Source organism: Micromonospora endolithica (assembly GCF_003626595.1).
GTDB classification, from domain to species: Bacteria; Actinomycetota; Actinomycetes; order Mycobacteriales; family Micromonosporaceae; genus Micromonospora; species Micromonospora endolithica.
On the sequence record NZ_RBAK01000001.1, the window covers coordinates 842,916 to 867,331 of the forward strand.

A 24,416-nucleotide genomic window follows, 5' to 3' on the forward strand; every position below is an offset into this window, starting at 1 on the left:
GCCGGTACGGCGTCACGTCGTGAGGTGCGCCCGAACGTCGTCGGCGGCCACGTCGCCGTACGACTCGGCGAGCCGCTTGACGAACAGGTCGCGGCGCACCTCGTACTCCTGGGTGCCGACGGTCTCCAGCACCAGCGTGGCCAGCAGCGACCCCACCTGGGCGGCCCGTTCCAGCCCGAGGCCCCAGGACAGCGCGGTGAAGAAACCGGCCCGGAAGGCGTCGCCGACCCCGGTCGGGTCGACCGCCCGGATCTCCCGCGCGATCGGCACGTGGATCGGGTCGAGGTCCCGCCCGGCGATCTCCACGCCGTCCTTGCCGAGCGTGGTGACCCGCACCTTGACCAGGTCGAGCAGCTGCGCGTCGCTCAGGCCCGCCTTGCTCTGCAGGAGAGACTTCTCGTAGTCGTTGGTCATCAGGTAGTCGGCGCCCTCGATCAGCCCGACCACGTCCGCGCCGTCCATCCGGGCGAGCTGCTGGGACGGGTCGGCCGCGAAGGCGTACCCCCGGTCCCGGCACTCGGCGGAGTGCCGCAGCATCGCCGCCGGGTCGTTGGCGCCGACGACAACCAGGTCGAGGCCGTCCAGGCGGCGGGCGACCGGCTCCAGCTCGATGTTGCGCGCCTCGCTCATCGCCCCCGCGTAGAAGGACGCGATCTGGCACATGTCGGTGTCGGTGGTGCAGACGAAGCGCGCGGTGTGCGCCACCTCGCTGATGTGCACCGAGTCGCAGTCCACGCCGTGCCGCTCCAACCAGGAGCGGTAGTCGGCGAAGTCCGCGCCGACCGCGCCGACCAGGACCGGCCGCAGGCCCAGCTGGCCCATGCCGAAGGCGATGTTGGCGGCCACCCCGCCGCGCCGGAGCACCAGGTCGTCGACCAGGAAGGACAGCGACACCTTGTGCAGCTGGTCGGCGATGAGCTGGTCGGCGAAACGGCCGGGGAAGCTCATCAGGTGGTCGGTGGCGATCGAGCCGGTCACGGCGATCTTCATGTCAGCCCTCGGGGTCGGGAGCACGGCGCCGGTCAGCCTACCGGGCCGATCCGAGGTGTGGTCGCGGGTCGGTCGACCGGTGGACATCCGGACGTCACCTCCCGGAAAGCCCCCGGGCAGAGCGGCGGGGCCGCCCCTTGAGAGGGGCGGCCCCGCCGTTTCTGTCAGCTCGTCCGGTGCGGGCCGGCGAGCGGCCGACTCAGCTGAACGAGTCGCCGCAGGCGCAGGAGCTGCCCGCGTTGGGGTTGTCGATGGTGAAGCCCTGGGCGTCGATCCGGTCGGCGAAGTCGATGGTGGCGCCGGCCAGGTAGGGGGCGCTCATCCGGTCGACGACGACCCCGACGCCGCCGAAGTCGGTGACGACGTCACCGTCGAGCGAACGCTCGTCGAAGAAGAGCTGGTAACGCAGGCCGGAGCAGCCACCCGGCTGCACCGCGACCCGGAGCCGCAGGTCGTCGCGGCCTTCCTGCTCGATCAGGGCCTTGACCTTCTGCGCCGCGACGTCGGTGAGGACGATGGACGTGGGGGCCGTGGCCTCGGTCGAGTCGGTCTGCGCTGGCGTGGTCACGTGGATATCTCCCTGCGCGGTATGGGTCCGGACGCACTGGCCAACGCTCCCCGTCGCCCAGTATTCCCGGTGTGGTCCGTCCCCCGATGGTACGCCGCCGCAGCCGCGACGGCCCGGGTGGCGTGATCCGGGCCGCAGGTCGGGCGGCTCCACCCGGGTCCGGTTTCGACCGGTGCGGGCGGTCAGCGACTCCACTGCCCGGCCAGCCGGGTGCCCAGCGCCCGCAGCCCCTCGGCCGGCCGGCCCATGGCCGCCTCGACGCCGCCGCGCTCCTCGCCGCCGAAGTGCTCCACCAGGCTGTACGCCTCGGTCACCCCGGCCGCGGCGGACTCCCGGCGTCCCGCGCTCACCCGGCCGGCCACCACCACGCAGGGCACCCCCCGGTCGCGGGCGGCCCCGGCCACCCCGGCGACCACCTTGCCGCGCAGTGACTGGTGGTCGAACGACCCCTCGCCGGTGATCACCAGGTCGACGCCGTCCAGCGCGGCGTCGAGCCCGATCGCCCGGTTCACCAGGCCGATGCCCGACTCGCACTGACCGCCGAGGGCCAGGATCGCCGCGCCGAGCCCGCCGGCCGCACCTCCGCCGGGCAGCGCGCCGAGGCCCGGCGGACAGCCGGGCAGGTCCCGTTCCAGGACGGCGGCGAACCGCTCCAACGCGGCGTCGAGCAGCAGCACGTCGGCCCGGTCGGCGCCCTTCTGCGGGCCGAAGACGTTGCTCGCCCCGTGCAGGCCGAGCAGTGGGTTGTCCACGTCGGTGGCGGCCACCAGCCGGACCCCGCGCAGCCGGGGGGCTCCGTCCAGCGCGGCCGCCGCGGCCAGCGCCGCTCCCCCGTACGGCAGGGCCGCGCCGGTGTCGTCCAGCGGGGTGACCCCGAGCGCGGTGAGCATCCCGGCGCCGGCGTCGTTGGTGGCGGAGCCGCCCAGCCCGATCACCACCTGCCGGGCGCCGTGCTCCACCGCGGCGGCGACCAGCAGTCCCAGCCCGTACGACGTGGTGGCCTTCGGATCGCGCTCCTCGGCGGCGAGCAGGTGCAGGCCGCACGCCTGGGCGCTCTCCAGGTAGGCGGTCGCGCCGTCGGCGGTGAGCAGGATCTCACCGGCCGCCGGTCGCCCGCGCGGGTCCACCGTCGGCACCGGCACGCGCCGGCCGTCCAGCGCGTCGGCGAGGACGTCGAGGAACCCCGGCCCGCCGTCGGCGAGTGGGCGGATGAGCAGGTCGTCGCCGGTGGTCACGGTGCGCCAGCCGGCGGCGACCGCGGCGGCCACGTCGGGGGCGGACAACGTGCCGGCGAACTTGTCCGGACAGAGCAGCACGCGCATGCGGTGCAGTGTGGCAGCCCACACCGGCGGAGGCTGCGCCGCGCCCGCGCTGTGGGACCATGGGGTACGTGACGTCGACCTGGGTAGAACCCTCCAACACCGCCACCGCCCTGCTGCTGCTGGGCCGGGGCAGCGACCCCGCCACCGAGCGTGGCGTCGAGTGTCCGGGTGACCTGCCGGCGCCCAGCGACCCGGACCTGGTGGCGCGGGCGGCGGCGGCGAAGGCGGCGCTGGGCGACTCGGTGTTCGTGCTGGGCCACCACTACCAGCGCGACGAGGTGATCCAGTTCGCCGACGTGACCGGTGACTCGTTCAAGCTGGCCCGGGAGGCGGCGGCCCGGCCGGACGCCGAATACATCGTCTTCTGCGGCGTGCACTTCATGGCCGAGAGCGCGGACATCCTCACCTCGGACGCGCAGAAGGTGATCCTGCCGGACCTGGCCGCCGGTTGCTCGATGGCCGACATGGCGGTGCTGTCGCAGGTCGAGAAGGCCTGGGACCTGTTCACCGACCTGGGCATCGCCGCGCAGACGGTGCCGGTGACCTACATGAACTCCTCGGCCGACATCAAGGGCTTCGTCGGGCGCAACGGCGGCGTGGTCTGCACCTCGTCCAACGCCCGGCGCGCGCTGGACTGGGCGTACGAGCAGGGCTCGAAGGTGTTCTTCCTGCCCGACCAGCACCTCGGCCGCAACACCGCCGTGCTGGAGATGGGGCTCTCGCTGGACGACTGCGTGCTCTACGACCCGCACAAGCCGAACGGCGGGCTCACCCCGGAGCAGCTGCGCGACGCGAAGATGATCCTGTGGCGCGGGCACTGCTCGGTGCACGGGCGGTTCACGCTGGACAGCGTGAACGACGTGCGGGAGCGGGTGCCGGGGGTCAACGTGCTGGTGCACCCCGAGTGCCGGCACGAGGTGGTCACCGCCGCTGACTTCGTCGGCTCGACGGAATACATCATCAAGGCCGTCGAGGCGGCTCCGGCCGGCTCGGCGTGGGCGGTGGGCACCGAACTGAACCTGGTCCGCCGGCTGGCGCTGGCCCACCCGGACAAGCAGATCATGTTCCTGGACAAGGCGGTCTGCTACTGCTCGACGATGAACCGGATCGACCTGCCGCACCTGGTCTGGGCCCTGGAGGAACTGGTGGCCGGCCGGGTGGTCAACCAGATCACCGTCGACCCGGACACCGCCCACCACGCTCGGGTGGCGCTGGACCAGATGCTCGCCCTGCCCGGCGCGGACACGCCGCCACCGGCCGCGGGCTGACCACGCTCCGTAGTTCCCTTGGTACGAGAAAGTGCCAGATCACCGATTGATGCCGCCGAGGGCGATGTGACCGGGTCCATTCTCGTCACCGAGGGCTATGCTGCCGGAGCGACGCGCGGCGCCGTTTTGCCGCCGCCCCGTTCCGGGTAGCTGGACAGCTCGCCCCACCACCGACACGGCACCACCCGACGCGCTGGAGGTTGCGTTGACCGAGGACGTCCTGGTCGTACACGGAGGTACTCCGCTGGAAGGGCGGATCCGCGTGCGCGGCGCGAAGAACCTGGTCTCGAAGGCGATGGTCGCCGCCCTGCTGGGCGACACCCCGAGCCGGCTCTACGACGTGCCGAAGATCCGGGACGTCGAGGTGGTCCGCGGGCTCCTCGGTCTGCACGGCGTGAAGGTCACCGACGGCGACGAGGACGGCGAGCTGGTCTTCGACCCCGCCAACGTGGAGAGCGCCAGCACCGACCAGATCAACGTGCACGCGGGCTCCAGCCGGATCCCGATCCTGTTCTGCGGTCCGCTGCTGCACCGGCTCGGGCACGCCTTCATCCCCGACCTCGGCGGCTGCCACATCGGCCCCCGGCCGATCGACTTCCACCTCCAGGCGCTGCGCGAGTTCGGCGCGACGGTGGAGAAGCGCCCCGAGGGCCTGCACCTGTCCGCGCCCAACGGGCTGCACGGCACCAAGTTCGCCCTGCCGTACCCGAGTGTGGGGGCCACCGAGCAGGTCCTGCTCACCGCGGTGATGGCCGACGGCGTCACCGAGCTGCGCAACGCGGCGGTCGAGCCGGAGATCATCGACCTCATCTGCATCCTGCAGAAGATGGGCGCGATCATCAAGGTGCACACCGACCGGGTGATCGAGATCCAGGGCGTGCCGAAGCTGCACGGCTACACCCACCGGCCGATCCCGGACCGGATCGAGGCCGCGAGCTGGGCCGCCGCCGCACTGGCCACCCGCGGTCACGTCGAGGTGCTCGGCGCGCAGCAGGCCGACATGATGACCTTCCTGAACATCTTCCGCTCGGTCGGCGGCGAGTACGAGGTCACCGACACCCGCCCGCCGAAGCTCGGCGACCCGGGCCAGGAGGGCGGCATCCGGTTCTGGCACCCGGGCGGCGAGCTGAACGCCGTCGCGCTGGAGACCGACGTGCACCCCGGCTTCATGACCGACTGGCAGCAGCCGCTGGTGGTGGCGCTGACCCAGGCGCGCGGCCTGTCGATCGTCCACGAGACCGTGTACGAGCAGCGGCTGGGCTACACCGAGGCGCTGAACAAGATGGGCGCCAACATCCAGGTCTACCGGGACTGCCTGGGCGGCACCCCGTGCCGTTTCGGCCGGCGCAACTTCAAGCACTCCGCGGTGATCGCCGGGCCGAGCAAGCTGCACGCCGCCGACCTGGTCATCCCCGACCTGCGGGCCGGGTTCAGCCACCTGATCGCCGCCCTGGCCGCCGAGGGCACCTCCCGGGTCTACGGCGTCGATCTGATCAACCGCGGCTACGAGGACTTCGAGGCCAAGCTCGCCGACCTCGGCGCGCACGTCGAGCGTCCCTGACCCACCGGAGTCGCGCCCCGTCGGCGCCCCGGCGCACCGCGATGTGCGCCGGGCGCCGACGTTTGGCTACCCTTGCCGCGTGCCGTCGCTGTTTCGCCGCAAGTCAACCGACCTCGTCGACGAGTCCGTCACCTCGGTGACGCCCGACGAGGAGTCCTCCTCCACGCGCCCCCGGGGCTACACGCCGGCCAAGGGCCGCGAGACGCCGAAGCGTCCCGTCGCCGGCCGGCGGCCCGTCGGCTCCACCAAGCCGCTGACCAAGGAGGAGCAGCGGGAGCGCCGGCGTCAGCTGCGCGCCGAGTCGGCGGCGGAGTTCCGGCGCGAGGGCGGGCCGCGTGACCGTGGCCCGGAGAAGCTGCTGGCCCGCAACGTGGTCGACTCCCGGCGTACGGTCGGCACCTGGTTCTTCGGTGGGGCGTTGCTGGTGCTGATCGGCTCGAACCCGGCGATGCCGCCGGCGATCCAGTTGGCCTCCAACCTGGTGTGGGGCGCCCTGGCGCTCGGCGTGGTGGTGGACTCGGTGCTGATCTGCCGGAAGATCAAGAAGCTGGTCCGGGAGCGCTTCCCCAACACCGGTCAGCGGATGGGTTCCCTCTACCTCTACGCGATCATGCGATCCATCACCTTCCGCAAGATGCGGGCCCCGGCACCGCGCGTCGCCATCGGCGAGGCGGTCTGATCCCGACCGCCGGCACCCCGGCGGCACACTCGTCCCGAAGGGTCCCCGCTCGCCCGTGCGGCGCGTGGGGACCCTTTCGCACATTCAGCACTGGCGGCCCGATTCGGTCATAGGGTTAAATGCCCGACAGTGGGGACAACGTTTGCCGGGTGTGCCGAGGCACAGTGGCGGTGAGCGAGCCCACGCCGCTACCCTCCATCCGCAGCCCACGACGTGCCGGACGGGTCGGACCACCGGCGCGCGCGGGGCGTTCGGCAGGACAACTGGCAAGAGGTGACATCGCCGTGAGCGAGCGGACGCGAGCCGACCACCGGGGCGCGGCCGTGAACGAGCGGACGCCCTCCGGCGCCTCCGCCGGTCCCGCTCGCCTCCGGTGCCCCGGATCCGCGCCGACCGCCGCCCGTGGCGACGGGCCACCCGGATGAGCCGCGGCTACGCCGACCGGTGGCACGACCCGGCCGAGCCGTCCTGGGTGGTCGAGCCGACCAACGAGTGGCATCCCCAGTTCCCCGGTCAGCGCTATCCGGGCGACATCGGCACACCGCACGCGCCGCCGCCCCGAAGCCGGGCGACCGCCGTGGGCCGGGCCGAGGTGCCGCCGCTGGCGCCCACCCGCCCGGACGGGACCTACCTCGGCCGGTCCTGGGACGACGAACCCGACGGCCGGCCACGCCCGGACCTCCCCACCGGCCGGCACGACGGGCATCCGACCCGCGCCGACAGCCACCCGTCCCGGGACGACGGTGCCGCCCGGCGGGGGTACCCGGACGAGATGTACCGCCGGCCGGCCGGCGACTCGGCCCGCTCGGACGACCACTACCGCCGGCCCGAGCCGGACGCGCGCAACGGGCGGGGCGCCACGGACCGGTCCACGCCGGGACGGCCGGTGGACGAACAGCGGCACCGCGACAACGGCCGGGACCGGCAGGACCACCGTGCGCCCCGGCACCAGCCGGCGGCGTCCGACCGACCCGTCTCCCCCACCGGCTACGCCGCGGCCGGTTGGGTGCCCGAACCGGACGAGGGCCGGCCACGCCGCGCCGACAGCTACGGGCGGCCGGCGGACGGCCCGGCACGCCACGAGCCGGTCGAGGAGCCCCGCCGGCCGCGCTACCCGTGGGGGCGGGCCGCCGAGGAGCACCGCGACCGCGCGCCGGACCCACCGTGGGACCGGCCGGGCGACGGCCGGTGGGAACGCACCTCCGACGGGCACCCGGACCAGGGCCCGGACGACGCCCGGGACCGCACACCGGACGACCGGTGGCACCGTACGTCCGACGCCTTCCGGGACCCGTCCGCGCCCGGACCGGGGCGGACGTCGCAGGGGCCGTGGGCACCGCCGGCCGATCGGCAGCGGCCGACCGGTGGCCACCACCACCGGACGGACGCCCCCGGCGTACCCGTCGACCGCCGCTCGTGGCCGGAGCGGGACCGGCCGGCTCAGCCCCCGCACGAGGGCGACCGACGCCGGACCGACCCGGACGAGTACCGGCGACCCCGCGAGGCGGCGGCCCGCGCCGAGACGTACCCCGACCGCCGGCCACGCCCACCGGAGCAGCCCCGTGACCCGCGCGAGGGCGGGCTGCCCTGGCCTCCGCCGGGCCCGGTGCGCCCCTACGACGGGGATACCGCCCGACGCCCCGAGCACCGGCGGCCGGTCGAACCCGTCGACCGGCCCCGGCACCAGACACCACCGCAGCGGTACGACGAACGCCCGCGCGGCCCGGTGACCCGCGAGCCAGCCACGCCGGTCTCGCCGGCACCGCTCTCCGGCACACCGGTCTCGCCGGCACCGGTGTCCGGACCGCCCGTCGTGCCCGACCGGCCGGTGTCGCCGGCCACCCCCGCCCCCGTCTCCGGACCGCCGGTCCACGACCGGCTGCGACCACCACCGCCGGGCGCGGACGACCAGCTCACCGACGGCCGCCGCGACCCGGCCCGGCCCGCGCCGGCCGACGAGCCGGTGTCCGGGCCGCCCGCCGCGCGGCTGCGCGTGGAGTTCCGCCCCGCGCCGACCGAGGGAACACCCACCGCCGACCCGGCACCGACCGACGCGCGGCACGGCGCGTCCACCGCCCCGACCGCCGAGAGCCCGGCCGCCCCGGCGCCGACCGGACCGGGCCTGCCCCGGCCGTACGTCCCACCGCCGTCGTCCGAACCGACCCCGCCGCCGCCGGTGACCACCCCGCCGGGCAGCGCGGACGCCTGGTTCCGGCCCGCCCGTCCCACCGGGGCCGACGAGGAGCCGGAGACGGTACGCCCCGAGGAGCACCCGCCCGCGCCGGATGCGACGGGACCTCCGCCGGCCGACAGCGGACGGACTCCGGAGGCCGCCGCACCGGTCTCCGCCCCGCCGTCCGACCCTTCGTGGTCGGCCGACCCGGTCTCGGGCCCGCCGGCCGCCCCGGTCTCCGCCCCGCCAGCCGTCCCGGTCTCCGCCGCACCGGCCGAGGCGTCGGCCGCGCCACCGGCCTACCCGCCGCCGATGCCCATCACCGACTCGACACCCGGAGCGCCGTCCACCCCACCGGCCTATCCGACGTCCGCGCCACCGGAGCACCCCGAGTCCACCCCACCGGCCGCCCCGGTCTCCGCCGCACCGGCCGAGGCGACGTCCGCGCCACCGGACCACCCGCCGCCGATGCCCACCACCGACTCGACACCCGCGGCGCTGGACACCCCGGTGTCCGCCCCACCGGCCTATCCGACGTCCGCGCCACCAGAGCACCCCGAGTCCACCCCACCGGCCGCCCCGATCCCCGCCCCACCGGCCGCCCCGACCTCCGCCCCACCGGCCGCCCCGATCTCCGCGCCGCCGGCCCACCCCACGTCCACGCCACCGGACCGACCGGTGTCCGCGCCGCCGCTGGCCGCCGCCCCGACCCACACCCTCACGGATCCGCCGGCGGAGGAGGCGCCCACCGACGAGGACGCGGCACACGCGTCGGCGGATCGTCCGGGGTCCACTCCGCCGGACGCCGGCCCTCGGCACACCGCGGTGCCGAACGAGCACCGGAACGCCGACGCCCCCCGACCGGTCTCCGCCCCGCCGTCGTTGACCGCGGCGCCCGCCCCGCGCGATCTCGCACTTTCTGTCGACACCAGCGCGGACGAGAGCCATGTTCCCGCGACCGAAAGTGCAAGATCGCCGGAGAGGGCCGGTCGGCCGGATCCGGTCCGGGACGATCCCGAGCAGGTGCTGGCCGGCTACCCGTGGCGGCTCGATCCGACGACCCTGCGTGAGGTGGTCGAGGAGCCGGAGGACTTCCGGGTCGTCCGACGCCGGCTGACCGAGAAGCTGGGCAGCGCCGTGGACAACCGGTCCCGGGCGCGGCTGCTGAGCCTGCGGGCGGTGGTGTCCCGGATCGTCGGCGACCTGGACGACGCGCTCGCCGACGGGCGGCTCGCGCTCACCTACGCGGAGGCGACCGGGGAGCTACGCCGGACGTCGCTGGCCCAGGCCCGGCTGGCACACGTGTTGCGCTGGCGCGGTGAGTACGCCGAGGCGGACCGGCTGTTCGCCCACGCCAACTCCGACGAGCTGCCCGACCGGCTGCGGGCGGCGCTGCACGAGCACGCCGGACGGTGCTGCTTCGACCAGGGCCGGCTGATCGAGGCGTGCGACCACTTCGAGCGGGCGCTGGACCTGCGCGGCGCCGCGGACCCCGAGTTGCTCGCCCGGGTCCGGTCCAGCCTGGACGCGGTCGCCGACCGTGCCACGGCGGGGGGCTTCGGGCCGTACCCCCGGGGTCGTGACGAGGTGCTGGAGCGGGTGCGGCCCCCGGTGCCGGCGCGCGACGGCGACCGCTGGGGTTACGCCGACGCGGACGGCGAGATGGTGGTGCCCGGTCGGTACGCGGAGGTGCAGCCGTTCCACGACGGGGTGGCGTGGGTGCGCCCGCCCGACGGCGACCGGTGGGCGCTGATCGACCTGGTCGGCGAGACGGTGGTGGCGCCGACGTACCGCGTCGTCCGGTCGTTCTCCGACGGCCTGGCCTGGGTGTCGCACGGCGAGCCCGGCGGCTGGTGCGCGGTCGACACCACCGGCGAGATCGCCGTGCCGCCGGGCTTCGCCGACGTGCGACCGTTCCGGCGCGGCCTGGCCGCGGTACGCCGGGAGGGCTGGGGCGCGGTGGACCGCACCGGCCGGATCGTGGTGTCCACCCGCTACCACGGGTTCGCGACCACGCTGTCCGACGGCCGCTACGTGGACGGGTTCACCGACGAGGGCCTGGCGGTGATCGACGTGGCCGGCCGGCGGGGTGTGGTGGACCGGACCGGGACGGTGCTCGTGCCGCCGGTCCACCCGGTGCTGGTGGTCCACCCGGTGGCGTTCCTCACCGGTGACGGCGCCGGGCGCTGGGGTGCGCTGGACCGGCGCGGCGAGCCGCTGATCGACCCGGTGCACCGCAACCCGGACGACGTGGTCGCCGAGATCGACCGGCTGCTCACCGACACCAACCCGGTGCTCTGAGGCGACGGGCGCGATCCCGGCCGGCGACGGCCGTCAGCTCGGGGCGCGTCCGCAGGTCGCGACGTCCGGGATGACCTCCTCGTTGGCGTACACCTTCGCGCTCCGCCCGATCCCGCCCGACGTCTTGATCGAGGGGAGGTCGAACAGGCTGAGGAAGCGGTTGATCGCCTTGGCCACCGGTTCCAGGATGGTGTAGCCGATCCCGAACCGCGCGGTGATGCCGAGGCCGACGCCGCGGCAGAGCGCGTAGGGGGCACCGAGCGCCGAGCCGATCGTCATGCCGTAGCGGGTGGCGAGTTCGAAGTAGACGCCGGCGCTCAGGACGAGGGCACTGAATCCGACGGTGAACTTGACGCGGTGTTCCAGCAGCATGCCCATTACCCCGACCGGCACCCCGGTCAGCGAGTTGACCAGGCTCTTCTTCCGGGCGAACTCGATGCTCACCCGGGGTCCGAACGACCCGTTCGCGTACCCGTAGCCGAGGCTCGACGCGAGGGAGAACTCCCCCGACCCCTCGACGGTGCCGAGCTTGGCGCCGAACGCCGAGGAGATCCGCAGCGACTGGCCGATGGTGAACGTGATCGGCACCCCGAGCACCTGGGCGATGGGGAAGGAGAATTCGGCCCCGACCGGGAACTCGGCCTCGATGTTCCGGCCGCTCTCCGTACCGGCCTTGACGTCGACCTTGATCCCGAAGCCGCCGGTGATCTCCAGTTCGGCCCGGTCGACCGACCCGCCCCGGAGTTCCAGGTGGAAGTCCGCCGAGGGCCGGTTGAAGGTGAGCGTCACGGTGCCGGTGAGCGCGGTTCCGCCGTCGGCGTACCGGAAGTGGGCGCCCACCCCGTCGGTGCAGCAGGAGGCGAAGACCGCGTAGCGGCCCGACCGGGTCTCGACCCCGCCCCCGCCCCGGATCGGCGGTGGCCGGTCCGGCCGTTTGGCCGCCGGATGGTCCGGGGTGGCCGGCTGCCCTGCCGTCGCCGGCCGGATGGCACCGGTGGCCGGGGTGCTGCGGCCGAACCGGCCGGGCGGGACGGTCAGGCCGCCGCCGGTGCCCCCGTCCTCCGCCGGGTCGGCCCAGAACGGCTCGCCCGCCGGGTAGGCGACGGGGGCGTCGAGGCTCATCCCCTGTCGCGCGAGGGTGCCGTCGCGGATCACCTCGGTCACGTCGACCGGTCCGACGGTCACCGCCAGGTCCTGGTCGGCACGGCGCACGTCCAGCACCCGACCGACGCTGCGGCCGGTGACGAACATGACCTTGCCGGGGGCGAGTTCGTCGGCGCGGTCCGCCTCGGGGTCGATGCGCCAGGTCAGGCCGTCGGCGGTGACCGACCTGATCGAATCGCCTCCCCCACCGACGACGACCACGTCGGGCTGGAGGGTGACCTCCGGGGAGGGCAGCAGCGGCAGTCCGTGCCGCAGCGCGGCGTCGCTGAAGGGATCCTGCCCGGCATCGCCGCCGCCGGATCGAGGAGCGCACCCCGCAGCGCCCACAAGCAGCGTCACGACCACGGCGAGCGCGCCGAGCCGGGTCACGGTCGGAGTTCGCACGACGGTTGCACCTCGTGGTCGCCAGCGGGCCGGGCAGTTCACGTCGCGTCGCCGCCGCTCAGCCGCCGATGGCGTCGAGCAGCCGGCGCAGGGTCTGCCCGTAGCCGGCCGGGTCGAGCCGGGTGAAGCTGCTCATGATCAGGGTGTACGCGCCGGTGGAGTCGACCAGGACGGCTTCGCCCTCGATGTCCTTCACGGCGACGTACGCCATGTCGCCCTGGTCGAGGTCGTCGACCTGGTCGTACCGCTGGGCCGCCTGGTCCCGTTTGTAGGTGAAGGTGCCGCTACCGGCGATCTTCGACGCCGTTTCGACGGTGAGACTGGCGACGCCCTTGCCGTCGCTGAACAGGCAACTTCCCTCGCCGACCATCGGCTGCCCGACGATCGTGGACACCTGCTCGGCGGTGAACGGGCAGGACGGCGGCCCGGCGACGGCCCCGGCCGAGTCCGCGTCCCCGGCCGCATCCGTGTCCACCCGGTCGGGCGGCGGTGCGGGATCGGACGACCCACAGCCGACCGCCCCCAGCAGGCCGACGACGGTCACGGGCACGAGCAGGAGCTGGGCGACGCGATGACGTAGTGGTCGCATGGTGGTTCCTCTCAGATGCGGGTGGCCACGGCGCGGGCCGCCTCGACGAGCGGTTCGGCCTTCCGGGCGGGATCGATGAGGCGGACCAGGCGGACGGACGCCCATACCTCGCCCCGGCGTACGAAGATCACCGATTCGTCGGCGAGGCACTCGTCGCCGATCCCGGGCACGCTCCGCAGCTCGTGCCCGAGGCCGCGCTGGATGTCCAGGAACTTCTTGGCGCCGTCACCGACGAAGACCTCCACCTGTGCGGTCGGGCCGGTCACCGGCCCGGTCCGGGTGCAGGTCTGCCGGGCGAGGACCGGGGCACGCAACGGGGTGCCGGCCAGCCGCTCGGCCTCCTCGTCGGTCAGCAGCGTGCACGGATCCGCCGGCCCGGGGGCCGCCGGCTCGCCGTCCTGTGGGGTCTCGGATGCCGCGACGCGGGTGCCTGGCGGGCGCGGTTCGCTGACGGCCGGAGCGTCGGCGTCGCGCAGGCAGCCGGTCAGGCCCACGGCCACGGCCAGGCAAGCCAGGTGAAGGCGGAGCCGCGGAGCCGCCATGGGCCGACCTCCTTCCAAATTCGATGGACAGCCGCATGTTCGATACACACTTTGACTTTGGATAGCAGCGTGCATTTTCGATGGCCAGCGTTATAACCATTAGACTGCTATTATGGCTGAGTCATGGCTGACGTCAAGAGCACAAAACCGACTCGGCGCTACCACTCCCCGGTGCGCGAGGAGAACGCCCGCCGTACCCGTCGCGCGTTGGTCGCCGCCGCGACCAAGCTCTTCGTGGCCAACGGCTACACCGCCACGTCGCTGGCCGACGTCGCCGCCGCCGCCGGGGTGGCCCGCCCCACCGTGACCGCCGCCTTCGGCACCAAGCCGGCCCTGCTGCGCCAGGTGCTGGACGAGGCGCTGGCCGGCGACGACGCGCCGGTGCCGGTGGCCGAACGACCGTGGTACCGACCGGTGCGGGAGGCCGACACACAGTCGGGGGTGATCGACGCGTACGCCGACGTCTGCATGCTGATCGGCGGCCGGACAGCGGCGATCTTCGAGACGGTGCGTCGGGCCGCGGACACCGGTCCCGAGGTGGGCGAGGTCTGGGCGACGCTGCTGCGCAACCGTCGGTTCGGTGCGTACGCCGTGGTCGAGCGGCTCCGCTCGCTGGGCGACCCACTGCGCCAGGGCGACGACGTCGAGCGCGCGGCCGACGTGGTGTGGTTCTTCAACGACCCGGCCCACTACGCGGCGTTGGTGCTGCACGCCGGCTGGACGCCCGAGGAGTTCCGGGCCTGGCTCGCCACCCAGATGCGCGCCGCGTTGCTGACCGGCTGACCGCCCGCGGGTCCGTTCCCGATCCGGTGGCGTGAGGGCGAACCGCCGGGCGGACACCGCTCCGTCCTCGCGGAGTCAGATCCGGCCGGCGACCGTGGCCGCCAGGTCGGTCAGGGACGTGCGGTGCCGTGCCGGGTCGTCGAGGGTGACGAGCCGGACCGACACCCACCGACCGGCCCGGTTGACGAAGACCATGGCGCCGTCGGGCCAGAGGTACGCCTCGTCGCCGACCCCGGCCAGCGTGCGGAGTTCGTGCCCCAGCTCCCGTTCGATGTCGAGCTGCTTCTTCGCACCCGCACCGAGGTAGACCTCCACCTGTGCCGTCGGGCCACCGGCCGGGCCGGTGTAGGTGCAGGCGGACGGAGCGGTGCGCGGGCCGTCCAGCGGTGTCCCCGCCAGCCGTTCGGCCTCCGCCTCGGTCACCACGGCACACGGGTCGAGGTCCGGCGAGACGGCCGCCTCGGGAGCCTCCCCGGTGTCGACCGGATCCGGCGGGACGGCGTCCGGGACCCCGGCCGTGCCCTCCGTCGGCAGCGGCGCCGCCGAGCGGTCGGGCTCGGTCCGTCCGCAGCCGGCGAGGGTGACGAGCAGCAGTGCCACCAGCGGGTAGGCCGCCCGCCGCGCCACCGGCCTCATCGGGGTCCCCCCGGCACCCGGTCCCGCACCAGGCGGGCGAGCCGGACCATCGCGGGCCGGTCGCCGTCGTCGGTGACCGAGGTGACCACCCGGAGCGTGCACAGCCGGTCGGCGGCGGCGAACTCGGCCTCGTCGAGGAGGAACCGGATCCCGTCCGGGCCGGGTTCCGGCGTGCCGAGGATCGGGTCCGGGGCGGGCAGCGCACCCCCGGTGGCGGTGCCCGGCCGTCCCACGGACAGGGTGACCGAGTGGGCGTTGTCGGGGTTCTCCCACACGCAGCCGTCGGCACCCGCCTCGGCGCCGTCGTGCCGCCCGATCACCGCGGTGACCTCGGCGTCGGTCAGCAGTGCGCACCCGTCGACCTCGTCGTCGGCGCGGTCGGGACCGGTCGGTGGCCCGCTGGTCGCGGCGGGCCGCCCGACCGCGCCGGTCGGTGCGCCGGCGTCGTCCGGCTCGTCGGCGCAGCCGGCCAGGGACAGGCCCAGCAGCAGGAGTACGCCGGCGGCGCCCCATCGCGGTCCGGCCGGCCGGACCCGCCGGCGCGTCCAGGCGACGGTGGCCGGTGGTGTGTTCATCGTTGCTCCCCAGGAGGTCGGTCGACGGTGGACGGTCAGCCGCGGGGCGGCGGTCCCAGCAACTCGATGCCGTGCCGGGCCGCGGCGTGCCCGAGCGATGCCGGGTCGACCGGGGCCGGGTCCGGTAGCCGCCGCTCGGGCGCGGGTACACCGGCCTCGGCGGCGAACCCCTCGAACCCGGACGGGGTGGTGATCTGAAGCGCCCGCAGCGGTTCGTCCGGGCCCACCACGAACGTGTGCGGTACGCCGACCGGGAGCAGGACGAAGTCGCCCGGCCCGGCGTGCAGCGACTCCCCGGCGCACTCGAACCGGGCGGTGCCGGAGATGACGTAGAACATCTCGTCCTCCACCTGGTGCCGGTGCAGGGGCGGGGCGAAGCCGGGTGGGTTGAGGAACTCGGCCACCGTCAACCGCCCTCCGGTGTCGGCACCGGCGGCTTTGAGCGTGACCAGGTTGCCGAGGAACCAGTACGGCGTGCCCTGGTCCGATCGGCGTACGTAGGGCTGGACGGTCATGCCCCCTCCTTCTTCGTGGCACGGTTCACCGAGCGCACGGCTATTTGATAGCCGAAACTTTATTCGATAGCCGTGAGTCTGATCGATGTACTGTTAGTATCGCGCCGTCATGGACGAAGTCAAGGACGAGAAGCCGACCCGCCCGTACCGGTCCCGGGTGCGGGAGGAGAGCGCCCGCCGTACCCGGCAGGCGGTGGTCCGGGCGGCCACCGAACTCTTCGTCGCGCACGGATACGGCACGACGTCGCTCGCCGACGTGGCCGCCGCGGCCGGCGTGGCCCGCCCCACCGTGTTCGCCACGTTCGGCTCCAAGGCGGCGCTGCTGCGGCAGGTGCTGGACGAGACGCTGGCCGGTGACGACGAACCCGTGCCGGTCGCCCAGCGCCCCTGGTTCCGCCCGGTCTGGGACGCGCGGTCGCCGGAGGGCGTGCTCGACGGGTACGCCGGCGTGTGCACGCTGATCGGTGGCCGGGCGGCACGGGTCTTCGAGATCGTGCGGCGGGCCGCCGACGAGACGACGGAACTGGCGGAGATCTGGGAGACGCTGCTGCGCAACCGGCGGGCCGGAGCGCGGATGGTCGTCGAGCGACTCGGCACGCTCGACACCGCGCTGCGCCAGGGCTCCGACGTCGAGCGGGCGGTCGACGAGCTGTGGTTCTACAACGACCCGGCCCACTACGGGGCGCTCGTGCTGCGATGCGGGTGGACAGAGGAGTCCTTCCGCCGGTGGCTCGCCGAACGAATGTGCGACGTCCTGCTACCCGGGCAGCGGGGATAGGGTCGGGGAATGGAATTCCGACACCTGGGCCGTTCCGGCCTGATGGTCAGCGAGATCTCGTACGGCAACTGGATCACCCACGGCTCGCAGGTCGAGGAGGAGGCGGCGTTCGCCTGCGTCCGGGCCGCCCTGGACGCCGGCATCACCACCTTCGACACCGCCGACGTGTACGCCGGCACCCGCGCCGAGGACGTGCTGGGGCGCGCGTTGCAGGGCGAGCGGCGCGAGGGGTTGGAGATCTTCACCAAGGTCTACTGGCCCACCGGGCCCGGTCGCAACGACCGGGGCCTGTCCCGCAAGCACATCATGGAGTCGATCGAGGGTTCGCTGCGTCGGCTGCGCACCGACCACGTCGACCTCTACCAGGCCCACCGCTACGACTACAGCACCCCGCTGGAGGAGACGATGGAGGCCTTCGCCGACGTCGTACGCTCCGGCAAGGCGCACTACATCGGCGTCTCCGAGTGGAAGGCCTCGCAGATCCGCGAGGCGCACGCGCTCGCCCGGGACCTGCGCATCCCGCTGGTGTCCAACCAGCCGCAGTACTCGATGCTGTGGCGGGTCATCGAGACCGAGGTCGTCCCGACCAGCGAGGAGCTGGGCGTCGGCCAGATCGTGTGGTCGCCGATGGCGCAGGGCGTGCTGTCCGGCAAATACCAGCCCGGCCAGCCGCCACCGGCCGGCTCCCGGGCCACCGACGAGAAGTCCGGTGCCGGGTTCATCGCGCAGTGGCTGACCGACGACGTGCTCACCCGGGTGCAGCGGCTCAAGCCCCTCGCCGAGCAGGCCGGGCTCAGCATGGCCCAGCTGGCGATCGCCTGGGTGCTGCAGAACCCCAACGTCTCGTCGGCGATCGTCGGCGCGTCCCGCCCGGAGCAGGTGCACGACAACGTCAAGGCGGCCGGCGTGAAGCTCGACGCCGACCTGCTCAAGGCCATCGACGAGATCGTGGAGCCGGTGACCGAGCGCGACGCGTCGCGTACCGAGTCCCCCGCCCAACGTCCGTGATCCGTCCCGGTCCGGCCGGACCTGAGGGTCGGCCGGACCGGGATCACCCCTGCCAGAAGCGGACCAGGTCCAGGCCGTAGGAGTAGAGGGCCGGGGGCAGGCCGAGCAGGTCACCGACGGCGAAGACCGCGTCGAAGAACGCGCCGCCGATCTGCGGGTTCCACAGCAGCAGGAAGAGCAGGACGAAGCCGTACGGGGCGAACAGGTCGTACATCCGGCGGTACGGCGGGCTCAGCCACGGTTGCAGCATGTTGCCGCCGTCCAGGCCGGGCACCGGCAGCAGGTTGAGCACGCTGGCGGTGAGCTGGAGGAAGGCGAGCAGTGCCACCGCCGCCCAGAACTCCACCGGCCCGCTCCCACCGGCGCCCAGCGCCACCGCGCTCACCAGCACCAGGGTGAACACCACGTTGGTGGCCGGGCCGGCGAGGCTGACCAGGGTGTGCCGCAGCCGCCCTCCGATGGCGTGCCGGTCCACCCAGACCGCCCCGCCGGGCAGGCCGATGCCGCCGAGCAGCACCACCGCCACCGGCAGGGCGATGGACAGCAGCGGGTGGCTGTATTTCAGCGGGTTGAGGGTCAGGTAGCCGCGGTGCGCCACGCTGCGGTCGCCGGCCCGGAACGCCACGATCGCGTGGGCGTACTCGTGCAGGCACAGCGAGACCAGCCACCCGGAGACGACGAACAGGAACACGTCGAGCCGGACGTTGCCGACCTGGTTCCAGGTGAGCACTCCACTGGTGGCGAACAACGCGACCAGGGCGAGGAAGACCGGGCTGGGCCGGAACGCCGCCCGGGGCACGCCGAGCAGCAGCGGCTCGTTCCCCGGGCGGTCGGCGGCCGTCATTCCGCCGGGGGCAGCAGGCTCATCCGGTATTCCACCCGGTCGTCCTCGACCAGACAGACCGAGGTGACGCCGGCCGCCGCGAGCTCGCGCCAGCTCTGGCCGATCCAGGACTCGGCGTCCGCCTGGCTGCTGAACGACTCGGCGGGTCCCTCCACCGCCGCGCCGTTCGTGCCCTCGTACCGCCAGCTCCACGCCATCTGCGCGTCTCCCCTCGCCGCCGTCCCGTCCGGGACGCCCCTGCCAGCGTAGTCCGTGATCGATCCGGTGGGCCGGGCCGGCGGTGGGCGGTCCGCCGGGTCCGGGCGGTGCGGCACCTCCCAGGCGGGACATCGCCGAGTGGCTCTAAGGTACGGGGCATGTCCGTTGACGGGTGGAACACGGTCCTGGTGCTGGGCGGCATCCGGTCCGGCAAGTCCGAGTTCGCCGAGTCCCTGGTCGCCGACGCCCCCCAGGTCCGCTACGTGGCCACCGCTGCCGACGCGGAGGCCGACGACGCGGAGTGGGCCACCCGGTTGGCGGCGCACCGGAACCGTCGCCCGGAGACCTGGACCACCGAGGAGACCGCCGGCGACCCGCGCCGCCTGGCCGACGTGATCGCCTCCGCCGAACCGCACGAGACGCTGCTCGTCGACGACCTCGGCGGCTGGGTGACCGTACTGCTGGACCCGGCCCACCAGCCGGCCGACGACACCGCCACCATCGCCGAGCTGGCCACCGCGATCCGGGAATCCCCGGCCCGCCTGGTGCTGGTCAGCCCCGAGGTGGGGCTCTCCCTGGTGCCCACGACGCCGCTCGGCCGGGCGTTCACCGACGCGCTCGGCGCGGCCAACCGCGCGGTCGCCGACGCCTGCGACGCGGTGGTGCTGGTGGTCGCCGGCCAGCCGGCCTGGCTCAAGCCGGCCGCGCCGCGGCCGGCCACCGTCCCGGCCCCGGGCAGCACCGCCGGAATCCCGGCCCCGGGCAGCACCGCCGGAATCCCGGCGCCGGGCAGCCCGTCCGCGGTCCCGACGCCGCACGGCCCGGCCCCGCAGCACGCCGGACCGCAGCACGCCGGACCGCAGCACGCCGCGCCGGAGCCGGCCGCGCTGCCGGACGTGCTCACCCCGACGCTCCCGCCGGAGCCGTCCCCGGCGGCCGACGCCGGCACGCCCTGGTCGGCGCCGACCATGGCACTGCCGATGCTCGCCACCGGACTGGTCATCCAGCCGGGCATGGAACTGCCGATGCCCGACGAGTACGCCGGCCCGCAGGCGGTGGACCGCCTGGCCACCCTGGACGTCCCCGGCGCGGGTCTCGGCGTGCTGGACCGGGTGGTCGGTTTCGCCGCCGCCACCCAGGGCACCCCGACCCCGGTCCCGTGGGACTCGGTGCGGGTGCTGCTGGTGCACGGCGACCACTCCGGCGGTGCCGCCGCCGGCACGGTGCCCGGCGAGTCGGCCCGCCGCGCGCGGCAGGCCCGCGCCGGCAAGGGGGCACTGGCCCGGCTCGCCGCCGAGTCCGGCGCCAGCCTCCAGGTGGTGGACGCCCCGACGGCCGGCCCGATCGAGACCGCGCCGGCGCTGACCCCGGAGCAGGTCGAGTCGGCCCTGCGGCACGGCTGGCGGCTCGCCGAGCAGGCCGCCGACGCGGGCGTACGCCTGCTGGTCCTGGGCGCGTGCGGGGCCGGCACCGAGGCCGCCGCGGCGGCGGTGCTGGCCGCGACGGCCGGCGCCGAGCCACCGGCGGTGCTGGGCCGGGTGCTCAACGGCGCCGGGGAGTACGACGACGCGGCGTGGATGGTCCGCTGCGCGGCGGTCCGCGACGCGCTGCACCGCACCCGACGCTCCCCGCGCGGCGCCAAGGACGTGCTGGCCGAACTGGGTGGCGGCGACGTGGCGGTGGCCACCGGCGTGCTGCTCGGCGCGACCGCCCGCCGGCTGCCGGTGATGGTGGACGGCCCGGTGGGGGTGGCCGCCGGGATGGTCAGCCGCGACCTGGCCGGGCAGGCCCGGCACTGGTGCCTGCTCGCCGACCACGGCGGGCACCCCGCCGTCCGGCTCGCCGCCGACGTGCTCGGCCTGACCCCGCTGCTCGACCTGCGGCTCGACCTCGGCGAGGGCGCCAACGCGCTGGCCGCGCTGCCACTGCTGCGCTCGGTGCTGGCGCTGGCCGCCGCGTTGCCCACCCACCCGGCGCTCGGCGGCGACCAGGACGACGAGCCGGCGGACGACGAGCCGGACTTCCGCGAGCCGGAGCCGGACGGGCCGGGCCCGACCAGCACCGAACCGGAGCCGGCGGACCCGACCGGCTGGCGTGCCGGCTGAGTCCCGGCTCGCCGACGGGGCGCGGCTGGCGCTGACCACGTTCAGCACCCTGCCGGTGCGCGCCGGCCGGATCGACCGCGCCACGGCGGGCACCGCGATGGCCCTCGCCCCGGCGGTCGGCGCGCTGCTCGGCGCCCTGCTGGCCGGGGTTCTGCTGCTGCTCGGCGCGGTCGCGCCGCCGCTGGTGGCCGCCGGGGTGACGGTCGGCGTGGGCGCGCTGCTCACCCGCGGACTGCACCTGGACGGGCTGGCCGACACGGTGGACGCGCTCGGGTCGTACCGGCGGGGGGCCGCCGCGCTGGAGATCATGAAGAAGCCGGACGTCGGCCCGTTCGGGGTGGTCGCGCTGGTGGTCGTACTCCTGGTGCAGACCGCGGCCCTCGCCGACCTGGCCGCTCGGTCGTGGCCGGCGGCGCTCGCGGCGGTGGTGACCGCGACCGCGGCCGGGCGGCTCGGGGTGACGGTGGCCTGCCGGCGCGGTGTCCCGGCGGCCCGCCCGGACGGCCTCGGCGCGCTCGTCGCCGGCACCGTCGGCCCGGTCGCGCTGGTCGCCGGGACGGCCGCCGTCGCGCTGGTGGCGCTCGCCGCCGCGCCGGACCGCCCGTGGCAGGGGCCGCTCGCCGTCGCCGCCGCCCTCGCCGTCGTGGTGGGGCTGCTGCGACACGTGGTACGCCGACTCGGCGGCATCACCGGCGACGTGCTCGGCGCGACGGTGGAGGTGGCCACCACGCTGGTGTACCTGGGACTGGTGCTGTCCGGCTGAGCGACGCCCGGCGCGCCGGGTAGCGTCAGGGACCGACAGCACCGGCGCGGCCACCCCGGGGGAGACATGCTCATCACGGACGACTTCCTGCCCGTACCGGTCCCGGAGTCGCTGAGCGCGACCTATCTGGTGCCGATGTCCGGGTTGCCGGCGGTGGGCACGAAGACGGCGGTGCAGCGGCTCACCGGGCGGCTGGCCGAGCCGGTGTTCGGGCTGGCCCGGCAGATGCTGGACAGCCCGCTGATGTCCGTGGACACCCGCCCGATCGGTGAGTTCCCCGCGCTGCCGCCGGACCTGCTCACCGCGTTCGGCGCGACCGAGGAGCAACTGGCCCGGCTGGCCGCGGCGACCCACCTGGTGGTGGTGCAGGCCGAGTACCGGCCGGGGTGGCCGCCGGCGCACGAGTGGGCGGCGCGGGCGGTGGCCGCCGCGGTCGCCGACACCGTCGACTCCGACGTGGTGGACGTGTTCGGCCTGCAGTTCCTCGACCCGGCGACCGCGCTGCGCTCGCTGCCCGACGCGCAGGGACGGATCCGGCTGGTCGACTGGGTGCTGGTGCCGTACTCGTCGGACTCCGAGGGCCTCTGGTTCACCACCAAGGGGTTGCGGCGCTTCGGGCTGCTGGAGTTGCAGACCCAGGGCGTACCGGACCACCTGACCCGGGCCTGGGGCGCGGTGATGACCGGTGCCGCGCGGCGGCTGCTGCGGGACTGGACCGACGGCCTGACCGGCGAGGACGTGCCCGCGTTCGTGCAGCTTCCGGTGCTGGCCACGGTGACCGGGCACGACATCGCGGTGGCGTACGGCAACCCGGAGCAGCACGGCGCGACCGCCCCGGTGCTGCTGCGCCTGGAACTGGACCCGGCCACCGACCCGGACGCCGACTCGTTCCTCAGCCTGCGCCCGCCGGCCGGGCACCCCGGGCCGGACGGCCGCTACTTCGCCGCCGCCTGCGCCACGCTCTTCTCCGGCATCCAGCCCGACGTGCGGTACGCCCGCAGCGGCGACGCGATGAGCACGGCGGTGGCCACCGCCCGCGCCAGCCTGGGCGACATCCGGGCGCGTTTCCGCGCCGGGCAGTTGCCGCCGGAGACGCAGCTGGTGGTCAAGTACGGACTGCCCGGTGATGACGGCCCGGAGTTCGTGTGGGCCGGGGTCACCTCCTGGGAGACCCCGGAACGGATCGAGGCGGCCAGCGCCAGTGACGCCGACACCGACCCCACCGTGCGGATCGGCTCCCCGGTGGTCGTGGCGGCCACCGACGTCGTCGACTGGGCGGTCCTGGACGGCACCGGCGTCATCGAGGGCGGCTGGACCCAGGCCGTCCTCGACGCCGGCGAACGCCCCGCCCCGCCGCTCTGACCCCCGTCGCTCCGGCCCCCGCGCGGGTCACTTCACCGAGGGTTCGACGAACGGGGGGCGGGTCAGCCGCATGGTGGCGCGCCTGCCGCGGATGTCGACCTGGACCTCGGCGCCGTCGGCCAGCTCCGCCGCCGTGTCGACCAGGGCCAGGGCGATGCCCTGCTTCCGGGTGGGGCTGAAGGTGCCGCTGGTGATCGTGCCGACCCGGGTGTCGCCGGAGTAGACCGCCATGCCGGGGCGCGGGATGGCCCGGTCCACGGCCTCCAGGCCGCGCAGCGTACGCCGGGGGCCGGCGGCCTTCTCGGCGCGCAGCGCGTCCCGGCCCCAGAAGGCCGGCTTGTCCCAGCCCACCGCCCAGCCCGAACGGGCCTGCACCGGGGTGATGTCCAGGGACAGGTCCTGCCCGTGCAGCGGGTAGCCCATCTCGGTGCGCAGCGTGTCCCGCGCGGCCAGGCCGCAGGCGCGCAGGTCGACACCGGCGGCGAACAGCGCGTCCCACACGGCGACCGCGTGCTCGGCGGCCACCACCAGCTCGTAGCCCAGCTCTCCCGTGTAGCCGGTGCGGCAGACGGTCAGCTCGGCGCCGGCCACCGACCCGGTCGAGAAGCTCATGTACCCGTGCCCGGTCGGCAGGCCCAGTGCGCCCAGCAGGTCCGCCGAGCGCGGACCCTGCACGGCCAGGACCGCGTACGCCTCGTGCTCGTCGGTGACGGTGACCGACGGCGGCGCGGCGCCGCGCAGCCGGCGCACCACCTCGGCGGTGTTCGCGGCGTTCGGGACCAGGAAGACGTCGTCGTCGGCATGCAGGTAGGCGATGATGTCGTCCACCACGCCGCCGGTGGCGTCGTCGCAGCAGAGGGTGTACTGCGCCTTGCCCGGCGCGATCCGGCGCAGGTCGTTGCTGAGGCAGGAGTTGACGAACTCCGCCGCGCCCGGCCCGCTCACCCGCGCCTTGCCCAGGTGGGAGACGTCGAAGACGCCGACCTGGGTGCGCACCGCGACGTGCTCCTTGAGCACCCCGCCGCCCGCGTACTCCAGGGGCATCTCCCAACCACCGAACGGGGCGAACTTGGCGCCGAGGGCGGTGTGCCGCTCGTGCAGCGGGGATCGACGCAGCCGGGTCGCGGCGGCGTCGGAGGTCACGTCGGTCATGGGTGGGAACTTACCGGGGTCGGAGGGGCTGGTTAGCATCGGCGGGACCCGTCGGATCCGTCGGCGGGACAACCCAGACGTCCGGCGGGTAGGTTCCGCCGGAGACCTCCACCGCCGGAACGCGACGACGCGCCCGGCCCGGCCCGCCCGGAGTAG

General features: G+C 74.7%; 22 protein-coding genes. 10 read left to right on the forward strand and 12 right to left on the reverse strand.

Annotated elements, in window-relative coordinates:
• Positions 1 to 12 precede the first annotated feature (12 nt).
• The 3 genes from D7223_RS03730 to D7223_RS03740 all read right to left on the reverse strand — a co-directional run bounded on the left by D7223_RS03730 (position 13) and on the right by D7223_RS03740 (position 2,880).
• Positions 13 to 990 (reverse strand): carbohydrate kinase family protein, encoded by a 978-nt coding sequence (locus tag D7223_RS03730; protein ID WP_120724766.1) that lies wholly within the window; start codon positions 988 to 990, stop codon positions 13 to 15.
• Positions 991 to 1,189: 199 nt separating this feature from the next.
• A complete protein-coding gene (erpA, locus tag D7223_RS03735; protein WP_120724768.1) occupies positions 1,190 to 1,558 on the reverse strand; it encodes an iron-sulfur cluster insertion protein ErpA in 369 nt (122 codons plus the stop codon).
• Positions 1,559 to 1,740: 182 nt separating this feature from the next.
• Positions 1,741 to 2,880, reverse strand: a complete 1,140-nt coding sequence (locus D7223_RS03740) for a glycerate kinase family protein (protein ID WP_120724770.1) — start codon at positions 2,878 to 2,880, stop codon at positions 1,741 to 1,743.
• A 68-nt stretch (positions 2,881 to 2,948) separates the two neighbouring features.
• Between D7223_RS03740 and nadA the strand changes: the two genes are divergently transcribed.
• The 4 genes from nadA to D7223_RS03760 all read left to right on the forward strand — a co-directional run bounded on the left by nadA (position 2,949) and on the right by D7223_RS03760 (position 10,862).
• Positions 2,949 to 4,148, forward strand: coding sequence for a quinolinate synthase NadA (gene nadA, locus D7223_RS03745; RefSeq protein WP_120725730.1), 1,200 nt, complete (start codon positions 2,949 to 2,951; stop codon positions 4,146 to 4,148).
• 205 nt (positions 4,149 to 4,353) lie between these two features.
• Positions 4,354 to 5,709 carry a UDP-N-acetylglucosamine 1-carboxyvinyltransferase gene (gene murA, locus D7223_RS03750; RefSeq protein WP_120724772.1) on the forward strand — a complete coding sequence of 452 codons (1,356 nt, stop codon included), beginning with the start codon at positions 4,354 to 4,356 and terminating at the stop codon, positions 5,707 to 5,709.
• Positions 5,710 to 5,788: 79 nt separating this feature from the next.
• On the forward strand, positions 5,789 to 6,388 hold the full coding sequence (locus D7223_RS03755) for a DUF3043 domain-containing protein (protein ID WP_120724775.1): 600 nt from the start codon (positions 5,789 to 5,791) through the stop codon (positions 6,386 to 6,388).
• 421 nt (positions 6,389 to 6,809) lie between these two features.
• Positions 6,810 to 10,862 carry a WG repeat-containing protein gene (locus D7223_RS03760; RefSeq protein ID WP_120725732.1) on the forward strand — a complete coding sequence of 1,351 codons (4,053 nt, stop codon included), beginning with the start codon at positions 6,810 to 6,812 and terminating at the stop codon, positions 10,860 to 10,862.
• Between the two features lie 33 nt (positions 10,863 to 10,895).
• On the opposite strand, the gene D7223_RS03765 is transcribed toward D7223_RS03760, so the two are convergent.
• Genes D7223_RS03765 through D7223_RS03775 form a run of 3 tightly spaced genes read right to left on the reverse strand, consistent with a single transcriptional unit; the run spans position 10,896 to position 13,541 of the window.
• Positions 10,896 to 12,410: a hypothetical protein gene (locus D7223_RS03765; RefSeq protein WP_147252433.1), complete on the reverse strand. Its 1,515-nt coding sequence runs from the start codon at positions 12,408 to 12,410 to the stop codon at positions 10,896 to 10,898.
• A gap of 58 nt (positions 12,411 to 12,468) precedes the next feature.
• Complete coding sequence (locus D7223_RS03770) at positions 12,469 to 12,999, reverse strand: hypothetical protein (protein WP_120724779.1); 531 nt, start codon at positions 12,997 to 12,999, stop codon at positions 12,469 to 12,471.
• A gap of 11 nt (positions 13,000 to 13,010) precedes the next feature.
• Positions 13,011 to 13,541, reverse strand: a complete 531-nt coding sequence (locus D7223_RS03775; RefSeq protein WP_120724782.1) for a DUF3558 domain-containing protein — start codon at positions 13,539 to 13,541, stop codon at positions 13,011 to 13,013.
• 123 nt (positions 13,542 to 13,664) lie between these two features.
• Between D7223_RS03775 and D7223_RS03780 the strand changes: the two genes are divergently transcribed.
• A complete protein-coding gene (locus tag D7223_RS03780; protein ID WP_120724784.1) occupies positions 13,665 to 14,324 on the forward strand; it encodes a TetR/AcrR family transcriptional regulator in 660 nt (219 codons plus the stop codon).
• Positions 14,325 to 14,399: 75 nt separating this feature from the next.
• Here D7223_RS03780 and D7223_RS03785 read toward each other — a convergent pair whose 3' ends face one another.
• The 3 genes from D7223_RS03785 to D7223_RS03795 are packed head-to-tail and all read right to left on the reverse strand — an operon-like array spanning position 14,400 to position 16,050.
• Positions 14,400 to 14,960 (reverse strand): hypothetical protein, encoded by a 561-nt coding sequence (locus D7223_RS03785; RefSeq protein ID WP_120724786.1) that lies wholly within the window; start codon positions 14,958 to 14,960, stop codon positions 14,400 to 14,402.
• On the reverse strand, positions 14,957 to 15,535 hold the full coding sequence (locus D7223_RS03790) for a hypothetical protein (RefSeq protein ID WP_120724788.1): 579 nt from the start codon (positions 15,533 to 15,535) through the stop codon (positions 14,957 to 14,959). The genes D7223_RS03785 and D7223_RS03790 overlap by 4 nt, the downstream gene beginning before the upstream one ends.
• Positions 15,536 to 15,570: 35 nt before the next feature.
• Positions 15,571 to 16,050, reverse strand: coding sequence for a cupin domain-containing protein (locus D7223_RS03795; RefSeq protein WP_120724790.1), 480 nt, complete (start codon positions 16,048 to 16,050; stop codon positions 15,571 to 15,573).
• Positions 16,051 to 16,159: 109 nt separating this feature from the next.
• On the opposite strand from D7223_RS03795, the gene D7223_RS03800 reads away from it, so the two are divergent.
• Both D7223_RS03800 and D7223_RS03805 read left to right on the forward strand, forming a co-directional pair.
• A complete protein-coding gene (locus tag D7223_RS03800) occupies positions 16,160 to 16,828 on the forward strand; it encodes a TetR/AcrR family transcriptional regulator (protein WP_120724792.1) in 669 nt (222 codons plus the stop codon).
• A gap of 9 nt (positions 16,829 to 16,837) precedes the next feature.
• Positions 16,838 to 17,836, forward strand: coding sequence for an aldo/keto reductase family protein (locus D7223_RS03805; protein ID WP_120724794.1), 999 nt, complete (start codon positions 16,838 to 16,840; stop codon positions 17,834 to 17,836).
• 43 nt (positions 17,837 to 17,879) lie between these two features.
• Here the strand turns inward: D7223_RS03805 and D7223_RS03810 are convergent, their stop codons facing one another.
• Both D7223_RS03810 and D7223_RS03815 read right to left on the reverse strand, forming a co-directional pair.
• Entirely contained in the window at positions 17,880 to 18,680 is an 801-nt protein-coding gene (locus tag D7223_RS03810) for a site-2 protease family protein (protein WP_120724797.1), read from the reverse strand.
• A complete protein-coding gene (locus D7223_RS03815; RefSeq protein WP_120724799.1) occupies positions 18,677 to 18,877 on the reverse strand; it encodes a hypothetical protein in 201 nt (66 codons plus the stop codon). Before D7223_RS03815 ends, D7223_RS03810 begins: the two co-directional genes overlap by 4 nt.
• A 159-nt stretch (positions 18,878 to 19,036) precedes the next feature.
• On the opposite strand from D7223_RS03815, the gene D7223_RS03820 reads away from it, so the two are divergent.
• From D7223_RS03820 to D7223_RS03830, 3 genes are all read left to right on the forward strand, one after another.
• Positions 19,037 to 20,983 (forward strand): bifunctional adenosylcobinamide kinase/adenosylcobinamide-phosphate guanylyltransferase, encoded by a 1,947-nt coding sequence (locus tag D7223_RS03820; RefSeq protein WP_120724801.1) that lies wholly within the window; start codon positions 19,037 to 19,039, stop codon positions 20,981 to 20,983.
• The gene (locus tag D7223_RS03825) at positions 20,973 to 21,746 is read left to right on the forward strand and encodes an adenosylcobinamide-GDP ribazoletransferase (protein ID WP_120724803.1); all 774 of its coding nucleotides are present in this window, start codon (positions 20,973 to 20,975) and stop codon (positions 21,744 to 21,746) included. The genes D7223_RS03820 and D7223_RS03825 overlap by 11 nt, the downstream gene beginning before the upstream one ends.
• A gap of 66 nt (positions 21,747 to 21,812) precedes the next feature.
• A complete protein-coding gene (locus D7223_RS03830; RefSeq protein WP_120724806.1) occupies positions 21,813 to 23,108 on the forward strand; it encodes a DUF2314 domain-containing protein in 1,296 nt (431 codons plus the stop codon).
• Positions 23,109 to 23,135: 27 nt separating this feature from the next.
• On the opposite strand, the gene gcvT is transcribed toward D7223_RS03830, so the two are convergent.
• Complete coding sequence (gene gcvT, locus D7223_RS03835; protein ID WP_120724808.1) at positions 23,136 to 24,260, reverse strand: glycine cleavage system aminomethyltransferase GcvT; 1,125 nt, start codon at positions 24,258 to 24,260, stop codon at positions 23,136 to 23,138.
• Positions 24,261 to 24,416: the final 156 nt, after the last annotated feature.